Below are 19,045 nucleotides of genomic sequence, written 5' to 3' on the forward strand. Positions count from 1 at the left end.
CATGTCGGCGCTGCCGCCGTACCCGCCGTCGGGGACGTCGACGGAGGGGATGGTCCTGGTGGCGGTTCCGCTGGCGTACGTCCCGCACGTGGCCCGGTTGCTGGCCGACCTCGACGCCCGGCACCGGGTGGGGCCGGCGCCCCGACGGCGGGCCGATCTGATGCCCCGCCAGCCGGAGTCGGACTGGACGGTCGAGGATCTGCGCCGGCTCAGCCAGGGGCGCAGCGCCACCCACCGGACGGTCTGCGCCGTGCTCGACGCGCTCGCCGCCGAGCCGGAGCGGCGGTTCACGGTGGGGGATCTGGCCGAGGCCACCGGACGGCCCCGCAAGAAGATCATCGGTGCGATGGCGGGGTTGACCCGGCTGCTGAAGGCCCACTACGACTACGCCGGCCGGGGATTCCCGTTCGACCGGGTGCCCGGGCGGCCGGAAACCCCTCGGGAGCTGTGCTACACGATGGACCGGGTACGCGCCGCACGCTGGCGGGAGGCACAGCACCGAGGCCCGGAGGCAGCCGGGGGAGTGGGCGCGCAGCCGGACCCGTGACCAGCCGCCCGGCGTGCCTCGGCTCCCGGCGTGCCTCAGCCTCCGGCGACGGGGGTGGCCGAGCCGCGTCGGTTTCCGGCCGCAGCCTCCAGGCGACGGACCTGCTCGATCACCGCCACCACGACGGCGTGTCCCTCCGGCGACAGGCGGGCGTCGACCAGCCGCCGGGCCACCTGCCGGACGTACGGGTCGGCCAGCAGGTGGACGAGGTCCTCGTCGGGAGGATCCCGGTCGGCCGATCGCCCGGCGAAGAACGAGGGTGGGCGACCGAAGAAGGCGGCTATCGCCTCCACCACGGACCGTCGCGGGTCCGGTGCCCGGCCCTGGCGCAGGTTGTTGAGGTGGGTGTGGGAGATCCGGCAGCCGCGCCGGGTCAACTCGCCGGCGACGTGGCGGACGCTGTACGGCCTGCCGGTCGGATCCGGGGTGGTGCGGAAAAGCCAGTCGAGACGCTCGGCGAAGGTCTCGCCGGGGTGGCCGGGCTCCTCAGGCATGGAGGCTCCTCGCACAGCGGAACACCATATTTACACGAGGACTGGATGCGGAATCCAGCATTGACAGGACTCCTTACTGTCCGCGTACGATGACTTTCGCCTGGCGACCTGAGCGGCCGGACAGCTCCGGTCCGGCGGGTTGCCAGCGTGGTCTTTCGGGCCGGCACACGTGGTGGCGAACGGGGGCGCGACGTGTGCGTGCGAGCCGTACCCGGCGGCCGAGAGACCTCCGGGCGGCGCTCGTCCCGCCGGCCTCGCTCATGGTCGGTTCCTGGCGGGCCCGCCCGGGCACGGTACGAAACCGACCCGGACCCGGCCGCCGCCGACGGGCGTTTGTCCGGTGCCGGCAGGGGTATCCAGCGCGGCGCTGACGACAGGAGGGCGCCGTGCGGTTTCCGCTGTTCGTCGCCGCGGTGTCACGTCGTTCCGGGCTGGCGCCCGAGCCCGCGGCCATCGTCGCGCGCGCGGTTCTACAGACCGTCGTGGAGCGGATGACCGGCTCGCCGCCGACCGACCCGACCGGGTACCTGCCGGGCGAGCTGACCGACGCGGTGTCGCCGGGCGGGCCGGCTGACTTCCTGCGTCGAGTCGGCGAGCGGGCCGGAGTCGACGAGGGTACGGCGGCTGCCGGGGCCGCGGCCGTGTTCGCCACCCTGCGCGAGACGGTGACCGTCGGCGAGTTCCAGGAGATGGTGGCGCGACTGCCGACCACTGGCGGTGGCAGCGACCCGATGGTCGGGTGAGGCGCGACCGGCACGCCCGACCTGATCGTCGGGTGAGGCGCGACCGGCACGCGGCGGAGAAGGGCACACTCCCTGCCGACCAGGGGACCGGCGGCAGCGGATAGGCTGCCGCCGTGGCAGGTCTGTTCAGGAGTATGGCGTCGCGCGTCGGCGCGGTTATCCCGAGGCCGCGCGCGGCCGGTCCGTCCCCGGCCAGGCTCGCGCGACCGCGTCAGGTCAGCGCGTTGCAGCGCCGCGAGCTGTCGTACGCTCCGGAGCCCGACGGTCAGGCCGACCCGGGGGAGATCGTCTGGACCTGGGTGTCCTACGAGGACGACCCCCGGCAGGGCAAGGATCGGCCGGTGCTGGTGGTGGGCCGGCACAGCCGGACGCTGTTCGGGCTGATGCTCTCCAGCCAGCAGGATCGCCACGGCGACCGGCACTGGCTGGCCCTCGGGCCGGGTGACTGGGACCGTGACCGGCGTCCGAGCTGGGTGCGCCTGGACCGGGTGCTGACCATGCGGGAGGACAGCATCCGGCGGGAGGGTGCGGTGCTGGATCGGACCCGCTTCGACCGGGTGGGTCAGGCCCTGCGCGCCGGGTACGGCTGGCGCTGACCGCCCGGCTCGCCGCGGCGCCGCTGGCCTCAGCCCGACGGCTGAGCCGGGCCGGGCCGGTGACCTTAGTCCGACCGCTGGGCCGGGTCGGGCCGGTGGCCTCAGCCGGACCGCTGGGCCGGGTCGACCGCGTCGTCGCGGGCGTCCGGCGGCGGGTACGGCTGTTCGGCGAGCAACCGCGCCAGGTGGGCGCTGTTGAGCGCCAGCGCCTTCGTCGTCCGACCGGTGGTGTCGGGCTTGGGGCGCGCGTCGATGTAGTCGGTCTTGTGCAGGGCCTCGCCGACCCAGTACGTCGCGCCAGCCGCCGGGCAGGTGAAGCCGACCTCGTTGAGCGCCTGCTGCACCTGCCCGATCGTGTGGTGCGCGCCGTCCTCGTTGCCGACCACCGCCACCCCGCCGACTTTGCCGTAGGTGAGCAGCCGGCCCTGGTCGTCGGTCTCGCTGAGCTCGGCGTCGAGCCGTTCCAGGACCATCTTGCACACGCTCGACGGTTGGCCGAGCCAGATCGGCGTGGCGATCACGAGGATCTGCGCGGCCATCAGCTTCGCGCGGATCTGCGGCCAGGCGTCGCCATCCCCCTCGTCGGGGGAGACACCGAAGCGGACGTCGTGGTCCACCACCCGGATCAGTTCGCCGGTGACCCCCTGCTCGCCGAGAGCGTCGAGCACCTCCTGGCCCAGCACCTCCGAGCTGGACCGGGCGGGGGAGCGTTTCAGGGTGCAGTTGAGGACCAACGCCCGGATGTCCGCCATGATCGTCCCTTCGCCGTACGAGCCTGATCCCGGCGGAGTACCCACCTGGGGCTCGGCGACGCGTGGGCCGGGGTCGCAACCAGGGTGGCGTCAGCACTCGGCGAGGTACGCGGTGTCGCGCAGGGCCCGGCCCGGACGGCCGATGCCGAGCGCCTTGGCCTCGTACATCGCCGCGTCGGCGCGGTTGAGCGCCTCGGTGAGCTGGCTGTCCTGCACGGGTGCCAGACCGACGGAGGCGGTCACCCGGAGGGTGACGGCGCCCATCGGGATCGGCGCGGCCAGCATGTCGTACAGCCGCCGGGTGGCGTGGTCGATCCACCGTCGGTCGAGGGTCGGGCTGGCCAGCAGCCCGGCGAACTCGTCGCCGCCGAGGCGGGCCACCAGGTTGTCACCGGCGAAGGTGGACAGTCGCTCAGCGACGCTGACCAGCACCTGATCGCCCGCGGCATGTCCGTACCGGTCGTTGATCTGCTTGAAGTCGTCGAGATCGAGGACCACGGCGATCAGGTGGCAGCCCGAGCGGTCGGTGAGCAGCGTCGCGGCGAGGCGGTAGAAGGCTCGCCGGTTCGGTAGGCCGGTCAGCGGGTCGTGGCTGGCGGCGTGCCGCTCGGCGGTGAGTTCGGCCTGGAGACGCCCGATCTCCGCCTCGGCTCGCACGGCCCGGCGTCCCAACTGCCAGGAGGAGAGCAACGCTCCCGCGGCGCAGATGCCGGACGCGACGGTCAGCGGATCCGGCACCACCATCTCCCTTCTCCGCGACACACGCCCGGCGCCGATCGGCGGACGCTGCCAGACACCTCGTTTCCCCTGATGGTCGTCAGGTTCGCGGGACAGAACGTGAGCAGGTCGGCGTCACGCACGTGCGTTATCATCCCCGGTGTCCATTGCAGATGCAATAGCAGATGCACGTGCATAACGAGCCGACACCGTCCGTCAAGCCGCTACCGCTCCTCCCACGGCACCGGCGCCAATCGGAGAGAACAGAAGCCCCTCATGCAGCAGCCGCCCAACGGTGTTCCCGTTAACCACTTGCCTCCCCTCGCCTGGCAGAAGAGCCGGCGCAGCAATCCCAGTGGAAACTGTGTCGAGCTGGCGGAACTGCCCGGTGGGGCGGGCATCGCCCTGCGTAACTCCCGGCACCCTGAAGGACCCGCACTGATCTACACGGTGGACGAGATCGCCGCGTTCGTGCTCGGGGCCCGGGACGGTGACTTCGATCACCTGATCGGCTGACCCCGCATCCCATCGACGGGATTCGTCTCGCACGGGATGGGCGGTTCACCTCACTGACGGTTCATGGCATGCTTACACGTCGGCCGAGCCGGTCCACCGGTTCGGCCACTGACGGCATGCGGAGGACGGTAGGTGACCATGGTTTCCGCCGAGGAGGGCCCGGCGGCCGGCCCGACCGTGCTGCGGATGCTGCTGGGTGCTCAACTGCGACGGCTGCGGGAGTCGCAGGGCGTCACCCGGGAGAGCGCCGGCTGGGAGATTCGATCCTCCGAATCGAAGATCAGCCGGATGGAACTGGGTCGGGTCGGCTTCAAGGAGCGCGACGTGGCCGATCTGCTCACGCTCTACGGCGTCACCGCCGAGCAGGAGCGGGCGGCGCTGCTCAAACTCGCCCGCGACGCGAACAACCCGGGCTGGTGGCACCGGTACGGTGACGTGCTGCCGGGGTGGTTCCAGTCGTACCTCGGCTTGGAGGCGGCGGCCGCCCTCATCCGTAGCTACGAGGTCCAGTTCGTCCCGGGCCTGTTGCAGACCCCGGAGTACGCCCGTGCCGTGGTGCTGCTCGGTCACAGCACTGCCGGTCCCGAGGAGATCGACCGTCGGGTGGATCTGCGGATGCGCCGACAGGAGCTGTTGTCCCGGCCGCGCCCACCGCGCCTGTGGGCGGTCGTCGACGAGGCGGCGCTGCGCCGGCCGATCGGTGGCCCCGAGGTGATGCGCGGCCAGCTTGAGGCGTTGCTCAGGGCGACGCGTACGCCCAACGTGCGGCTTCAGGTGATCCCGTTCGCCGCCGGTGGACACGCCGCCGCCGGTGGTGCCTTCACCATTCTGCGCTTCGGTGATCAGGACCTGCCCGACATCGTGTACATCGAGCAGCTGACCAGTGCCATCTACCTGGACAAGCGCGAAGACCTCGACTTCTACGCGGTGGCCATGGAGCGGCTCTGCGTCGAGGCCGAGCCACCGGAGCGTACGCCGGAGATCCTCGAACGAATGATCGCCGACCTGAACCCCCACTAACCACAAACCCGTCGCGCACCTAACCACCCTCACCCCGTCTTCTTCGTCGATCTTGCACTTTTGGTCGCCAATATGCCTTATTTATCCAGTTTTGTGGCGACGAAAAGTGCAAGATCCGCGAGGTTGGTGGGTGGGGTGGGGTGGGGTGGGGGTGTTGACGGGGTAGGGGAGTGGGGTTATGGTCTGGATCGATTCAGATGCTGGATCGATCCAGAAGGGGTGTGGGGATGAAGCCGACGTTGCGGGCGGTGGCTGAGGCCGTCGGGGTCTCGCGGAGCACCGTCTCCAATGCCTACGGGCGGCCGGACCAGCTCTCACCCCAGTTGCGCCAGCGCATTCTGGAGACCGCACGGCAGATGGGGTACCCGGGGCCGGACCCGACCGCCCGGTCGCTGCGGCGCGGCTTCGTCGGTGCCGTCGGGGTGCTGTTCACCTCCCGGCTGTCGTACGCGTTCACCGACCCCTTCGCCGTCCGGTTCCTGACCGGCGTCGCCGAGGCGGCCGAACGCCACGACAGCAACCTGCTGCTGATACCGCTGCCCGACGACGCGGTCGGCGCGCGCACGGCGGTGGAGAACGCCGCGGTCGACGGGTTCTGCGTCTACTGCGCCGGTGACGAGGAGGGAATCCTCGACACGATCCGCGGCCGGGGCCTGCCCTTCGTCACCACCTCCTCGCGTCCCCGGGCCGACGATCTCTGGGTCGGCATCGACGAGCGCGCCGCCGCCCGGTCCGCTGCGGCACACCTGACCGCGCTCGGTCACCGCCGCGTCGCCCTGCTCGGCCACGACGTCCTGCCCGACTCGCCGGCCGGGCCGCTGCGGGTCGCCGATGTGGCCGATGTGCCGCACCCCACCACGCGGGACCGACTGGCGGGTTTCGCCGACGCCTTCGCGGCGGCCGGCGTCGCCTGGCCCGACCTGACCGTGCTCACCGCGACCGACAACACCCGCGGCTCTGGCGCCGCCGCCGTCAGCGCGTTGACGCACCTGCCCGAACCGCCCACCGCAGTGCTGGCCTGCTCCGACGTGCTCGCCCTCGGTGCGCTCGACGCTTTGCGTGCCGACGGCGAGCGGGGGCGGCACGTCTCCGTGACCGGCTTCGACGACATCGCCGAGGCCACACCGGCTGGCCTGACCACCATCCGCCAACCCGGCGAGGCGAAGGGCCGCAGCGCCGCCACGCTGCTGTTCGACCCGCCCGTGGACGCCGCCGCGGGCCAGATTCTGCTGCCTACCACGCTCGTCGTCCGGAGCAGCTCCGGACCTGCCCCGAGGAGTTGACCATGGAACAGCCAACCGGCTTCGTCATGGCCGTCGACGCGGTCACCCGCCATGTCATGTCCGCCCGGCCGGACGCACCGGTCCGACCCGACGTACCCCGGCCGGCGCGGCTGGTGGTCACCCGCCGGCTCGCCGCCGGGGCGCTGCGCCGACTCGCCGACCAGATCCAGCCCCGTCCGGTACCCACCCCGCCCGCCTGCCGCACGTAGGGCACGTGTCGACGCCCCTGGCCCACCCGCACGACCAGGGGCGTCGGCATCCGCCGGAGGGCGCGCTGCTGCGGCTTGGGGCGACCGGTTCACCAGCGGGCACGACCGGACCGTGACCCGGGTGGGTGGTGCGCCGGGTGGTGCAGCAGGCAGACTGGAGGCCCATGTCGCCGTTCACCCCCAGCCTGCGGTTGCACGACCGCTACGTGCTGCACGACCGCATCGGCCTCGGCGGAATGTCCGAGGTGTGGCGCGCCGACGACGAGGTCCTGGGCCGGTCGGTCGCGGTGAAGGTCCTCGCCGGCAGGTTCGCCGTCGACCCGGACCTGCGCGCCACCCTCCGGCGGGAGGCCCGTGCCGCCGCACGCCTGGCCCACCCGCACGTCACCCAGGTGTACGACTACGGCGAGGCGGCCCTGGCCGACGGCAACGTCGTGCCGTACCTGGTGATGGAGCTGGTCGAGGGGCGGAACCTCGCCGACCGCCTGGCCGACGGCCCGCTGCCCTGGCGGCCGGCCCTGCGGATGGCCGCGGAGGTGGCCGCCGCCCTGGCCGCCGCGCACCGCCTGGGTGTGGTGCATCGCGACATCAAACCTGGCAACGTCATGCTCACCGACAACGGTGCCAAGGTGCTCGACTTCGGCATCGCCGCACTCGCCGGTTCGCCGCCGCCCGGCACCCGCCCGGCGGGCGGCGCCCTGATGGGTACGCCCGCGTACCTCGCGCCGGAACGGTTGAGCGCCGACCCACCGCATCCGGCCAGTGACGTGTACGCCCTCGGCGCGCTGCTGTACCGCACCCTCACCGGTGACGTCCCGCTGCCCGTGCGCAGCTGGCAGGACGCGGTCAGGGTGCACGCCGACCGCCCGGCCGTCGCACCCCCGCGGGTTCCGGGCCTGCCGGCCGACCTCGCCGAGCTGGTGCTGGCCTGTCTCGACCCCGATCCGGAACGACGCCCCACCGCCGGCCGACTGGCCAACCGGTTCCGCGCCGCCGTCACCGGCTCGGCGGCGGCCACGGGCGACGTACCGGTCACCGGGCCGGCGGCCGACGGCGGGCAGCAGGCGACGGAGACCACCCGGCCGGTGCGTCACCATCCACCGACCCTGATCGAGCCGACCACCCGCCCCGCGACCGTGTCCGGCGTGGCACCACGATCCGCGACGCGCGGAGCACTGTCTGGTCGTGGCCGCCCCCGGCCGACACCCGGACGGCCGCCGGGCCGGCGCGGGCACAGCGGCCCGCCAACTGGTGCGCTTGTCACGTTCGCGCTGGTCCTGCTTCTGGGGATGGGCGCGGCACTCGTCCTCGGCGACCGGAGGGACGGGCAGCCGACGGCCAGTCCCACCACGCCGCCGGCCGCCCCGCCGCCCTCGTCCGCGCCCGCCGCACCACGACCCGACGCCAGTCCGCCGGCCAACCGTCCGGAGCCGGTGAGCCTGGGACGGGCGGCGGTCGAACTCATCGCGTTGCTCACCGAGGCGCAGCTCACCGGAGAAATCGACCGTAAGGCCGCCGACCGGCTGCGTAAGGAGCTGACCGAGCTGGCCGGGGGCAGGCCGAAGGACCAGGAGAAGCGACTGGAGGATCTGCGGGAGCGGCTCGACGACGAGGTGGAGCGCGGCCGACTCCCCGCCGACCTCGCCGACCAGGTGGACGACGTGCTGGACCGGTTCGAGGCGACCCTGCCGGAGGACTGACCCCGCCCGGCACCGACCAGGGCTGCCGGGTCGGCCGGGGTCAGGTCAGCGTCGTCTGGACGAACTCACCCGGCGCGGTCCCGGCGCGGGCGAGGACCGCACCGTCCGGCGCCCAGATCGTCGATCGTCCCGCCGCCTCGGCGTAGCCGCCACCGGTGGAACCGGCGAAGCTGGCGACCGCGACCACGACCCGGTGGGTGTGGCAGATCCGCGCCGCCCGCTGGTCCGGCACGTGCGCCTCCGTGGCGGCGTCGACGATCGAGGCCGCGTACACGTCGACACCGGCAGCGCAGGTGCGTGCCGCGTGTTCGACGACCCCGGTGTCCTTGCAGATCGCCAGGCCGATTCGCCAGCCGTCGACGTCCAGCACGACCGGTTCCGCCCCGGGGCGGAACCGGCGGGCCTCGACGTCACCGAGCCACATCTTGCGGTACGCCACCCGGGTCCCGGTGCCGTCCACGGCGAGGGTGGCGATGTGCTCTCCGGCCACCGGTGCGCCGACAAGCGCGAGCGTTCCCGCCGCCGCGCAGGCGGCGACCAGCGGCGCGAGGCGGGGGTCCGACGGGTCGACCGGCGCGGCGTCGAGTTCGTAGCCGGTCAGCGACAGCTCCGGGAAGATCACCACCCGGGCCGCGGCGGTACGGACCATCGCCGCGTGCGCCGCCACGTTCGTGTCGACGTCGTACGACACGCACCGGGGCTGGGCGACGGCGACGGTCAGCGGAGGGCGCGACACCCGCGCAGCTTAAGCGCTGTGCTGCGAAAAAGTCGACGCCGGTGGGGCGACTCTCAGGTGAGGTTCGTAGCGTGTGGGCCATGATGCATGTCCGGTACGCCTCGCCCTCGGTCGTCGGCCAGTCCGCACCACCCGAGGACGGCCTGGTCGGTTTCGTCACCGACCTGGTGGAGCGGCTCGGCGGCCCGGGTGCGGGGCTGGCCGTGGCGTTGGAGAACCTGTTCCCCCCGATTCCCAGCGAGGTGATCCTGCCGCTCGCCGGGTTCGTCGCGGCGCAGGGGCGGATGAGCGTCATCGGGGCCATCTTCTGGACGACGCTCGGTTCGCTGCTCGGTGCTCTCGCGCTCTACTGGGTCGGAGCCGCGCTGGGCCGGGAGCGGACGCGGGCCATCGCGGCGAAGCTGCCACTGGTGAAGCTCAGCGACATCGACCGGACCGAGGAGTGGTTCCTGCGGCACGGCGTCAAGGCCGTCTTCTTCGGACGGATGATCCCGATCTTCCGAAGCATGATCTCCATTCCGGCCGGGGTGGAACGCATGCCGCTGCTCACCTTCGCGGTCTACACCACGTTGGGCAGTCTGATCTGGAACACCACCTTCGTGATGGCCGGCTTCTTGCTCGGCGACAACTGGCACCTGGTCGAGGGGTACGCCGGCATCCTGCAGAACCTGGTCATCGTCGCCACGGCGCTGGGGCTGGTCTGGTTCGTCGTCACCCGGTTGCGTCGCTCGCGCCGCGCCGGCGGCCTGCGGTCCAACGACAGCGGCGCCGGCCTGACCGACGCAACGCCCACCGGGGTGCCCGACCCCGACGGGCGGGGCACCATCTACCGCAGCGTCTGGTCGGACGGTCAGCATCGGACCGACCGGGACCTCAATCGCTGAACGGTGCCGTGCCGTCCGATTGGTACGGTCGCCCGGACGGTGGCTGGCGGGGACTGCCGCGCGGAGAAGGGATCGTCGTGATGGGGGAGCGACAAGCCTGGGCGGACGAGGTCGGTGTGGTGGAGCTGCCCAGCGGGGTGCGGGTGCGTGGCCGCCGGATCGGTGACCCGGCCTCACCTGCCGATTTCAGCCTGCTGCTCGCCCCCGGTCCGGTGCCCGGCTGGGCGCATCGGCGGGTCCGGTGGCCGGATTTCTGGGTTCCGCTGGATCGGGCGGACGCCCTTGACGCGTTCGGTGAGGCGCTGCGCCGTGGGTACGCCGGCGAGCGGGTGGAGGTGGCCTGCCGGGGTGGCACGGGGCGGACCGGCACCGCGTTGGCGGCGCTGGCCATCCTCGACGGGTTGGCGGCCGAGCGTGCGGTCGACTGGGTACGCGGCGCCTACCGTCCGGGTGCGGTGGAAACTCCCTGGCAGCGGCGTTGGTTGCGGCGGGTGGCCACATCGTCGGCCCAGCAGCGGTGACACCCGGCCAACCCGCTCGACGGTCAGGCCACGGGTGCCGGAGCCGGCAGGCGGGACGCGTACCGGCTCCGGCGGTGGTCAGGCGGCGACGTAGTCGCGCAGGTGGCGGGCGGTGAGCGTACCGCCGTGCGCCACCAGGTCGGCCGGCGTGCCGGTGAACACGATCCGGCCGCCGTCGTGACCGGCACCCGGACCGAGGTCGATCAGCCAGTCCGCGTGGGCCATCACCGCCTGGTGGTGCTCGATGACGATGACCGTGTTGCCGGCGTCGACGAGCCGGTCGAGGAGCGCGAGGAGCTGGTCGACGTCGGCCAGGTGAAGTCCGGTGGTCGGCTCGTCCAGCACGTAGGTGCCGGCCTTGTCGGCCATGTGGATGGCCAGCTTGAGCCGTTGTCGCTCGCCGCCGGAGAGCGTGGTCAGCGGCTGGCCGAGGGTGAGGTAGCTCAGCCCGACGTCGGCCATCCGGTCCAGGATGACCCGGGCCGGACCGCTGGGGAAGAAGTCCCGGGCCTCGGCCACCGACATGCCGAGCACCTCGCTGATGTTGCGGCCGCGCAGCCGGTAGGTGAGCACCTCGTCGGTGAACCGGCGACCCTCGCACTGCTCGCAGACGGAGGCGACGCCGGCCATCATCGCCAGGTCGGTGTAGACCAACCCGATGCCCTTGCAGGTGGGGCAGGCACCCTCGGAGTTGGCGCTGAACAGGGCGGCCTTGACCCCGTTGGCCCTGGCGAAGGCGGTGCGTACCGGGTCGAGCAGGCCGGTGTAGGTGGCCGGGTTGCTGCGCCGGGAGCCACGGATCGGGGCCTGGTCGACGACCACCACACCGTCGCGGCCGTGCAGTGAGCCGTGCACCAGGGAACTCTTCCCGGAGCCGGCCACCCCGGTCACCACGGTCAACACACCGAGCGGAACGTCCACGCTGACGTCGCGCAGATTGTGCAGGTCGGCGTGCCGGATCGCGAGGAGCCCCCGGGGCGTACGGACGGGTTCCCGCAGCCGTACCCGGTGGTCCAGATGCCGGCCGGTGGGCGTGTCGGAGCGGCGCAGGCCGACCACGTCCCCGGTGTAGCAGATCCGGCCACCGGCGGCACCGGCGCCGGGACCGAGATCGACCACATGGTCGGCCACCGCGACGGTCTCCGGTTTGTGCTCGACCACGAGCACCGTGTTGCCCTTGTCCCGCAACCGCAGCAGCAGGTCGTTCATCCGGGCGATGTCGTGCGGGTGCAGGCCGACGGTGGGCTCGTCGAAGACGTACGTGATGTCGGACAGGCTGGAACCGAGGTGCCGGACCATCTTGACCCGCTGCGCCTCACCACCGGAGAGGGTGGCCGACTCACGGTCGAGGCTGAGGTACCCGAGACCGATCTCGACCAGCGAGTCCAACAGTTCCCGAAGGTTGACGGTCAACGGGGCGACCGATGGGTCGTCGATCCCCCTGACGAACTCGGCCAGGTCGCTGATCTGCATGGCGGCGCACTCGGCGATGTTGTGGCCGGCGATGCGGGAGGAGAGCGCCGCCGCGTTGAGTCGGGTGCCGTCGCAGTCGGGGCAGGTGGTGAAGGTGACCGCCCGGTCGACGAAGGCCCGGATGTGCGGCTGCATGGACTCCCGGTCCTTGGCGAGGTAGAGCCGGCGTACCTTGACGATCAGACCCTCGTACGTCAGGTTGGTGCCACCCACCTTGATCTTCGTGGCGGGCTTGTGCAGGAAGTCCTGCCACTGCCGCGGCGTGAAGTCCTGGAGCTTGACGTCCGGGTCGAACAGACCCGAGCCGACGATGGTCTGCCAGTACCACGAGTCGACGGCGAAGTTCGGCACGGTGATCGCGCCGTCGTTGAGGGACTTCTCCACGTCGACCAGTTCGTTGACGTCGAGATCGGAGACCCGGCCCAGGCCCTCGCAGGTGGGGCACATTCCCTCGGCCAGGTTGAAGCTGAAGGCGCCGGCCCCGCCGACGTGCGGGGCACCCAGCCGGCTGAACACGATGCGCAGCATGGCGTACGCGTCTGTGGCGGTGCCGACGGTGGAGCGCGAGTTCGCGCCCATCCGCTCCTGGTCGACCACGATGGCCGGGGTGAGATTGCGCAGTGAGTCCACGTCGGGCCGGGAGAGGCTGGGCATGAACGACTGGAGAAAGGCACTGTAGGTCTCGTTGATCAGCCGCTGGGACTCGGCGGCGATGGTGCCGAAGACCAGCGAGGATTTGCCGGACCCGGAGACGCCGGTGAAGACGGTCAGCCGGCGCTTGGGGATGTCGACCGAGATGTCATCGAGGTTGTTCTCCCGCGCTCCGCGTACCTCGATGATGTCGTGGTTGTCGGCGGCGGACCGTGCTGGCTGCTGCATGCGAACCCTTCGCGAGATCGTGGACGGACTCCCGCCCGGGAACTGGCTTTCGATGGCTTGGCCGGGTTCAATTGTCCCATTAACCTGCTTGTGGAGACTTTCACGACAGGTGATGCCTGGTCGCTGTCCGGTAGCTGGCGAGAAGTCTCAAACAGACGTGAGAGGCTAGGCTGAACCGGTGGTGGATCGTCGGGGCAGTGGACGGCTGCGTGCGGTGGATCTCGCCGCGACGGCGGGTGTCTCCGTGCAGCAGGTGCGCAACTATGTCGACCTTGGCGTGCTGCCCGCGGTGGAGCGGACCCCGAGCGGCTACCGGATCTTCACTGATGCGCACGCGCGGGCTCTGACGGTGGCCCGGGCGATGGCCGACGGGCACGGCTGGACGCGTACCCGCGAGATCATGGCGGCGGTTCACCGGGGTGACCTGTCGACGGCGCTGGCGTCGCTGGACGCCGGACACGCCGAACTGGACCGCGAACGGGCCGAGATCCGGATGGTGCTCGGTGCCTTCGAGACCGTGGTCGCCAGTCCGCGCCGGCACACCGCCGTGCCACGCCGGGCGGTACGCGTCGGCGTCGTCGCCGATCTGGTCGGGGTCCGCACCTCGCAACTGCGCTCGTGGGAGGCTCGCGGCCTGCTGCGCCCGGTCCGCGAGGCGGGCACCGGCTACCGGGTGTACGACGAGGCCGAACAGCGTGCCGCCCAGGTGGTGGCGCTGCTACGCCGGGGCGCGTACCCGTTCGAGATCATCACAGCGGTGCTCGACGAGATGCGGACCACCGGGAGCCCGCAACGGGTCCGCGCGGAACTGGCCCGCCGCGAGCAGGAGCTGCACCGCCGCAGCCGGCGGCGGCTGGCCGCCTCGGCGACCCTGCACGACTATCTACGCCACGTGGCCGGCTGACACCTGCGGCGCTGAACAGGACGCCGCACTGCGGTCGGGAGACCGGCGGCGGGTGGTACTGGCCGGGACAGGCACATAGGCCGAAGACGGTGATGTCACCCAGACATGAACATGTCCGAGTGACATCACCACCCGAAGGCAATCTCTCCAGCAGAAGCTCACTCAACGTGGTGATCGAGGGTGGATCGGCCCCCGTCAGCACCCGCTCGCTTTGCTCAGGTACATCACGTGGTCAGCCCGCCGAGCAGGGCCTGGCCAGGTTGACCAGATCGGCGGGCCGGCTACCGTCGACCCGGCCGATCGCGGTGGCGATGCGGTTGATCGCCGCGACGCGCCGGTCCTCGAGCGGGCCGATGATGGCATTGCGGACGAAGTTCGGGCCACCCTGAGGGTTGGCCGCCTGCCGGGCGAGCCGGGCGTCGGCGTCGGCGATCTGGCTCTCCAGGTTGGCGAGTTCCCGCTGCACCTCCGCTGCGGCCTGAGCCGGCACTGCCGGGAGCCGGTCGGCCACCGTCGGGCAGCTCACCCGCTGTGCCACGCCGGCCCCCGCGTTCCCGTTACCGGCATTCCCGTTGCCATTACCCGCGTTGCCGTTGCCCGCGTTGCCGTTGCCCGCGTTGCCGTTGCCCGCGTTGCCGTTGCCTGCGTTTCCGTTGACGGCGCTGGGCACCCCGGCGGCGTTGAGTCCACAGGTGGCGAGGCTGGCCAGGTCGGGGCGCTGCCCGCCGACGCGGTTGATGTTGATGCCGATGCGATCGAGGGCGGCGGTTCGCTTGCTGGCCAGCGGGCCGAGGATGGCGTTCTGAATGAAGTTGGCGCCGCCCTGGGGGTTTGCGGCCTGCTGGGCGAGGCGGGCGTTCGCCTCGGCGATCTGCTTGTCGAGGTTGGCCAGTTCCTGTTCGACTCCAGCCACGGCGGCGGCGGGCACGTTGGACAGCTTGTCCCGTACCGTCGGGCAGTTCGCCGTCTGCGGCTCCGCAGCGTCGTCGGCGGAGGCCAGCGTCAGGCCGCCTCCCAGGAGCACCACCGCCAGGACACCGACGCCGCCGAGCTTCAAGGCAGCGTGCTTGCGGTGCTGCTGCGTACGCCTGACCATGCTTCTCTCCTCATGATTGACCGCCCGACGGGTCGGCCCGCCGGCTGGTGCGCAATGGGGTGCCCGGAAAGACGATCGGCAGCGGCGGCCGGCCCCGCCCCGCATGCCGAGGACCTCACGGGTGACGTCGGACCAAGCTGCGGGAGCGCTCCCGTCGCAGGTCCGGGCGTTTCATGTGTTCGGTCGTGGATACGGGGGGTGCGGGCGATCGGTTCAACAATTCCCAGTGAAGATCGCCGCCCGCAACCATGCCGACCCGGCCGGGCGGGGTGGGCGACACCGAAGATCCTGCCGTTAGTCTGCGTGTTCATGAGAATCCGGGCCCTGGCCGCCGGTTGCGCAGCCCTCGCCGTCGTGACGCTTCCCGCGACGCCCGGTGCTGCGGCGGTCACTGTCGGTGCTGGATCGTCCACCTCGGTCGCCGTACCGGCTGCTGCCGTGACGCCGTCAGCCGCGCCGGGGCCCGCCGCGTCGGCCCCGACGGCCGTGCCCTGCCCGAAGGCGGTGGCACCGAAGGTCGTCCGGTCGCCGAAACCGACGCCACCGCCGCCCGTGCCGGAGCACCGGGTGGTCGGCGGAGATGCGCTCGCCACCCCCGGGTTGATCGTGCCGCCCGGAGTGGCGGCGCCGCCCGAGGTGACGGCGACCTCGTGGCTGGTGGCGGATCTGGACACCGGTGAGGTGCTGGGTGGCTGCGGTCCACACGAGTACGCGACTCCGGCCAGTGTGCAGAAGCTGCTGCTGGCCGCGACCATGCTGCCGAAACTGGATCCGGCCCAGGTCGTCACGGTCACCCGGGAGGATCTGGACATCGCCCCCGGCAGTTCGGCCGTCGGACTGTTGCCGGGCGGCCGGTACCGGGTGGAGACGCTCTGGCTGGGGCTGCTGCTGCAATCCGGCAATGAGGCGGCGAACGCCCTGGCCCGTCTCGGCGGTGGCACCGCCGGCCTGGCCGGCGGAGTGCGGGCGATGAACGAGCGGGCCCGCAGCCTCGGCGCGTGGCAGACCCACGCGGTCACCCCGTCCGGGCTGGACGCCCCCGGGCAGTTCACCAGCGCGTACGACCTGGCCCTGATCGCCCGGGTCTGCTTCGCCGATCCGGTCTTCCGCCGGTACGTGCTCACGGAGCGCACCCGCATCCCGGCGCAGACGGCGTTGCGGGGCAGGGGCTTCGAGATTCAGAACGAGAACCAACTGGTGTACCGCTATCCCGGTGCGCTGGGTGGCAAGACCGGCTTCACCGACTATGCGCGGCACACCTACGTCGGTGCGGCTGAGCGGGACGGTCGCCGACTGGTCGTCACGCTGCTCGGCGCCGAGCCCCGGCCGAAACGCGGCTGGGAACAGGGCGCCGCGCTGCTCGACTGGGGCTTCGCATTGCCCCGGCAGGTCAGCGTCGGCCGGCTGGTGGAGCCGGGGGAGTTGGACGCTGAACCGTCCTCGGCGGTGCCGGCCGACGCGGCACCGCCGCCCGGCACCGTCTCAGCTCAGCCGACCGGCGTCGCCTCGGTCGACGGTGGGCCGGGCGCGGGGATGTTCGTGGCGCTGGCCGTCGGAGCGCTCGCCGTTACCCTGGCGATCCTCGCCGCCCGACGAACCCCCACCACCTCCACCGCGCCCGACTCCGACCCTGCACCGCTCGCTGTCCGCGCCCCACCGTATGGATCTCGGCGTAGGACGGCCCGATGGGGGCCGTCCCGGCCGATGGTCCGGGACGGGAGCGGGAGCGGGAGCGGGAGCGGGTAGGGTGCTGGTCGATTCGCCGGACTCGTCGGAATTCACCCGTTAGTGTCGCTAGTTGTGAGAGCTTCCGCACTTACGGTGGCGGTGACTGCCACACTGCTGACGACGCCACTGGTGCCCGTCGCCGACGCCCACGCGGCAGCGCCGGTTCCGTGCCCGCGCTCGGCGCCGCCGGCTCCCGGTCCCACACCACCGGTGACGCCCTCCCCGGACCCGGTGCAGCGAGCCATCGGCGGAGCCCGGCTGGCCACGCCCGGTCTGGTCGTGCCTCCGGGTGTACCGAAACCGCCGAAGGTGGCCGCCGCCTCGTGGCTGGTGGCCGACCTGGACACCGGCGAGGTGCTCGGTGGCTGCGGTCCACACGAGTACGCGACCCCGGCCAGCGTGCAGAAACTGCTGCTGGCCGCGACCATGCTGCCGAGACTGGATCCGGCCGCCGTCGTCACCATCACCGCGGGTGATCTCGACATCGAACCGGGAAGCTCCGCGGTGGGGCTGGTGGCGGGCGGCCGGTACCGGGTGGAGACGCTCTGGCTGGGGCTGCTGCTGCGTTCGGGAAACGAGGTGGCGAACGCGCTGGCCCGCCTGGGTGGCGGCGCGGACGGCATGGCCGGCGGGCTGCGGGCGATGAACGAGCAGGCCCGCCAGCTCGGTGCGTACCAGACCCACGCGGCGACCCCCTCTGGACTGGACGGTCCCGGGCAGTTCACCAGCGCGTACGACCTGGCCCTGATCACCCGGGCCTGTTTCGCCGACGCGCGTTTCCGGCGCTACGTGGCCACCCGGGAGGCGGCCATCCCGGCCCAGCGGAGGCAACGCGCCAAGGGCTTCACCATCGACAACGACAACCAGCTGCTTTACCACTATCCCGGCGCGTTGGGCGGCAAGACCGGCTACACGGATCTGGCCCGGCACACCTACGTCGGTATCGCCGAGCGGGACGGACGTCGGCTGGTGGTGACGTTGCTGGGTGCGGACGTGATCGACAAGCGGGGCTGGCAACAGGGCGCCGCCCTGCTCGACTGGGGATTCGAGTTGCCCCCGGCGGCCTCGGTGGGAGTACTGGTGAGCCCGGGCGCGGCCACCGCCTCGGCCCCACCTGCCTCCGTACCCCCGCAGGCGCTGCCCGGCGGCGCGTCCGGCGCGGAGACAACGCGGTCGGCGACTCTGGCCGGTCGCCTGCGGTCGGCCTCCCTGATCGGCCTCGCCGTCGGGGTGACGCTGCTAGCGGGCGGTCTGGTCGGCCGACGTCGCTGGCGGCACCGCACCGCCGGGACGCGTGCCGGTCGACGTTGAGGTGACGCGGCGACGGTGCTGGCCGAGGGGCGACCCGGTGCGGACGGCGCGTACGCCGCCGCGCCCGGCATCGTCGCGCTCCCTTGCCCGGGTGAGCCTGACGGTGACGGTGACAATGGCGGTCATCGCCGGTGGCTGCGGACAGGACGACGAACCGGAGCCGGCACCTGCACCACCCGCGCCGTCGGTGTCGCCGGGCCTCGTCGTGCTGTCCGATGTCGACCATCGCATTCTCACTGACATCCGGTACGCCACGACGTACAACTTCGTCGGCCGCCGCGTCGACGGCTATCAGGAACCGCTGTGCCTACTCACCGTCCGCGCCGCCGAGGCATTGCGCAGCGTGCAGGACGCGGCGCTCGCGGTCGGGCGCAGGCTCAAGGTGTACGACTGTTACCGCCCACAGCGGGCCACCGACGATTTCCTGAACTGGGCCCGAGAGCCGGGGCAGGACACCATGAAGGCCGAGTTCTACCCTCGCGTGGCCAAGGCGGAGCTGGTGGATCGCGGCTATCTCGGCGTACCCAGCGCACACAGCCGGGGTAGCACCGTGGACGTCACCCTGGTCGACGTGCCGCCACCCGAGCAGCACCGTTTCGAACCTGGCCAGCCGTTGCTGGACTGCACCGCCCCACGTACGCAGCGCTTCGCCGACAACAGCGTCGACATGGGCACCGGCTTCGACTGCTTCGATCCGTTGTCGCACAGCGACTCGGACCGCGTCGGTCGCACCGCACGGGAGAACCGGCGGCAGCTACGGCAACTGATGACCGACGGTGGTTTCGTCGGCTACGACCGGGAGTGGTGGCACTTCCGACTCCGCGACGAACCCTGGCCGGACACCTACTTCGACCTGCCGGTGACCCGCTCCTCGACCGACTGACCCCGTCGATGGCGCGAAGGCCGTCGACCGACGCCGCCTAGCGGAGTCTCCCG

Annotated in this window: 20 protein-coding genes; 14 read left to right on the top strand and 6 right to left on the bottom strand. The window is 71.8% G+C overall.

All coding sequences use genetic code 11. The annotated features are described in order from the left end of the window. Window position 1 precedes the first annotated feature (1 nt). A complete protein-coding gene (locus ACFY2A_RS12030) occupies window positions 2–547 on the top strand; it encodes a hypothetical protein (RefSeq protein WP_387171299.1) in 546 nt (181 codons plus the stop codon). Between the two features lie 35 nt (window positions 548–582). Here ACFY2A_RS12030 and ACFY2A_RS12035 read toward each other — a convergent pair whose 3' ends face one another. Next, window positions 583–1,041 carry a hypothetical protein gene (locus ACFY2A_RS12035; RefSeq protein ID WP_387171014.1) on the bottom strand — a complete coding sequence of 153 codons (459 nt, stop codon included), beginning with the start codon at window positions 1,039–1,041 and terminating at the stop codon, window positions 583–585. Window positions 1,042–1,427: 386 nt separating this feature from the next. Here ACFY2A_RS12035 and ACFY2A_RS12040 point away from each other — a divergent pair, with 386 nt between their 5' ends. Then, window positions 1,428–1,784: a DUF2267 domain-containing protein gene (locus tag ACFY2A_RS12040; protein WP_387171016.1), complete on the top strand. Its 357-nt coding sequence runs from the start codon at window positions 1,428–1,430 to the stop codon at window positions 1,782–1,784. A 134-nt stretch (window positions 1,785–1,918) separates the two neighbouring features. Further along, on the top strand, window positions 1,919–2,380 hold the full coding sequence (locus tag ACFY2A_RS12045) for a type II toxin-antitoxin system PemK/MazF family toxin (protein ID WP_363920895.1): 462 nt from the start codon (window positions 1,919–1,921) through the stop codon (window positions 2,378–2,380). Window positions 2,381–2,481: 101 nt separating this feature from the next. Here the strand turns inward: ACFY2A_RS12045 and ACFY2A_RS12050 are convergent, their stop codons facing one another. Together ACFY2A_RS12050 and ACFY2A_RS12055 are read right to left on the bottom strand one after the other, a co-directional pair. After that, entirely contained in the window at window positions 2,482–3,132 is a 651-nt protein-coding gene (locus ACFY2A_RS12050; RefSeq protein ID WP_387171018.1) for a flavodoxin family protein, read from the bottom strand. 90 nt (window positions 3,133–3,222) lie between these two features. Continuing rightward, on the bottom strand, window positions 3,223–3,870 hold the full coding sequence (locus tag ACFY2A_RS12055; RefSeq protein ID WP_363920561.1) for a GGDEF domain-containing protein: 648 nt from the start codon (window positions 3,868–3,870) through the stop codon (window positions 3,223–3,225). Window positions 3,871–4,125: 255 nt separating this feature from the next. On the opposite strand from ACFY2A_RS12055, the gene ACFY2A_RS12060 reads away from it, so the two are divergent. From ACFY2A_RS12060 to ACFY2A_RS12080, 5 genes are all read left to right on the top strand, one after another. Next, window positions 4,126–4,365, top strand: a complete 240-nt coding sequence (locus ACFY2A_RS12060; RefSeq protein ID WP_099845908.1) for a DUF397 domain-containing protein — start codon at window positions 4,126–4,128, stop codon at window positions 4,363–4,365. A 138-nt stretch (window positions 4,366–4,503) separates the two neighbouring features. After that, on the top strand, window positions 4,504–5,385 hold the full coding sequence (locus tag ACFY2A_RS12065) for a helix-turn-helix domain-containing protein (RefSeq protein WP_387171301.1): 882 nt from the start codon (window positions 4,504–4,506) through the stop codon (window positions 5,383–5,385). Window positions 5,386–5,612: 227 nt separating this feature from the next. After that, entirely contained in the window at window positions 5,613–6,668 is a 1,056-nt protein-coding gene (locus tag ACFY2A_RS12070) for a substrate-binding domain-containing protein (protein ID WP_387171020.1), read from the top strand. A 2-nt stretch (window positions 6,669–6,670) separates the two neighbouring features. Then, window positions 6,671–6,877, top strand: coding sequence for a hypothetical protein (locus ACFY2A_RS12075; RefSeq protein WP_363920567.1), 207 nt, complete (start codon window positions 6,671–6,673; stop codon window positions 6,875–6,877). A gap of 164 nt (window positions 6,878–7,041) precedes the next feature. Further along, a complete protein-coding gene (locus ACFY2A_RS12080; RefSeq protein WP_387171023.1) occupies window positions 7,042–8,577 on the top strand; it encodes a serine/threonine-protein kinase in 1,536 nt (511 codons plus the stop codon). Between the two features lie 40 nt (window positions 8,578–8,617). Here the strand turns inward: ACFY2A_RS12080 and ACFY2A_RS12085 are convergent, their stop codons facing one another. After that, complete coding sequence (locus ACFY2A_RS12085) at window positions 8,618–9,313, bottom strand: carbon-nitrogen hydrolase family protein (protein ID WP_363920571.1); 696 nt, start codon at window positions 9,311–9,313, stop codon at window positions 8,618–8,620. A gap of 83 nt (window positions 9,314–9,396) precedes the next feature. Here ACFY2A_RS12085 and ACFY2A_RS12090 point away from each other — a divergent pair, with 83 nt between their 5' ends. Continuing rightward, on the top strand, window positions 9,397–10,197 hold the full coding sequence (locus ACFY2A_RS12090; RefSeq protein ID WP_363920897.1) for a DedA family protein: 801 nt from the start codon (window positions 9,397–9,399) through the stop codon (window positions 10,195–10,197). 80 nt (window positions 10,198–10,277) lie between these two features. Continuing rightward, entirely contained in the window at window positions 10,278–10,718 is a 441-nt protein-coding gene (locus ACFY2A_RS12095) for a protein-tyrosine phosphatase family protein (protein WP_387171025.1), read from the top strand. 78 nt (window positions 10,719–10,796) lie between these two features. Here ACFY2A_RS12095 and ACFY2A_RS12100 read toward each other — a convergent pair whose 3' ends face one another. Next, entirely contained in the window at window positions 10,797–13,070 is a 2,274-nt protein-coding gene (locus ACFY2A_RS12100) for an ATP-binding cassette domain-containing protein (RefSeq protein ID WP_387171027.1), read from the bottom strand. 178 nt (window positions 13,071–13,248) lie between these two features. Between ACFY2A_RS12100 and ACFY2A_RS12105 the strand changes: the two genes are divergently transcribed. Then, window positions 13,249–13,974, top strand: coding sequence for a MerR family DNA-binding transcriptional regulator (locus tag ACFY2A_RS12105; protein ID WP_387171029.1), 726 nt, complete (start codon window positions 13,249–13,251; stop codon window positions 13,972–13,974). Window positions 13,975–14,206: 232 nt separating this feature from the next. Here the strand turns inward: ACFY2A_RS12105 and ACFY2A_RS12110 are convergent, their stop codons facing one another. Next, complete coding sequence (locus tag ACFY2A_RS12110; protein ID WP_387171031.1) at window positions 14,207–15,070, bottom strand: hypothetical protein; 864 nt, start codon at window positions 15,068–15,070, stop codon at window positions 14,207–14,209. A gap of 309 nt (window positions 15,071–15,379) precedes the next feature. On the opposite strand from ACFY2A_RS12110, the gene ACFY2A_RS12115 reads away from it, so the two are divergent. The 3 genes from ACFY2A_RS12115 (at window position 15,380) to ACFY2A_RS12125 (ending at window position 18,992) form a co-directional block, all read left to right on the top strand. Continuing rightward, the gene (locus tag ACFY2A_RS12115) at window positions 15,380–16,816 is read left to right on the top strand and encodes a D-alanyl-D-alanine carboxypeptidase family protein (protein WP_387171033.1); all 1,437 of its coding nucleotides are present in this window, start codon (window positions 15,380–15,382) and stop codon (window positions 16,814–16,816) included. 81 nt (window positions 16,817–16,897) lie between these two features. Beyond that, the gene (locus ACFY2A_RS12120; RefSeq protein WP_387171035.1) at window positions 16,898–18,109 is read left to right on the top strand and encodes a D-alanyl-D-alanine carboxypeptidase family protein; all 1,212 of its coding nucleotides are present in this window, start codon (window positions 16,898–16,900) and stop codon (window positions 18,107–18,109) included. 91 nt (window positions 18,110–18,200) lie between these two features. Beyond that, window positions 18,201–18,992 (top strand): M15 family metallopeptidase, encoded by a 792-nt coding sequence (locus tag ACFY2A_RS12125; RefSeq protein WP_387171037.1) that lies wholly within the window; start codon window positions 18,201–18,203, stop codon window positions 18,990–18,992. Window positions 18,993–19,045 lie beyond the last annotated feature (53 nt).

The organism is Micromonospora sp. NPDC000442 (assembly GCF_042898635.1).
Classification (GTDB): domain Bacteria; phylum Actinomycetota; class Actinomycetes; order Mycobacteriales; family Micromonosporaceae; genus Micromonospora.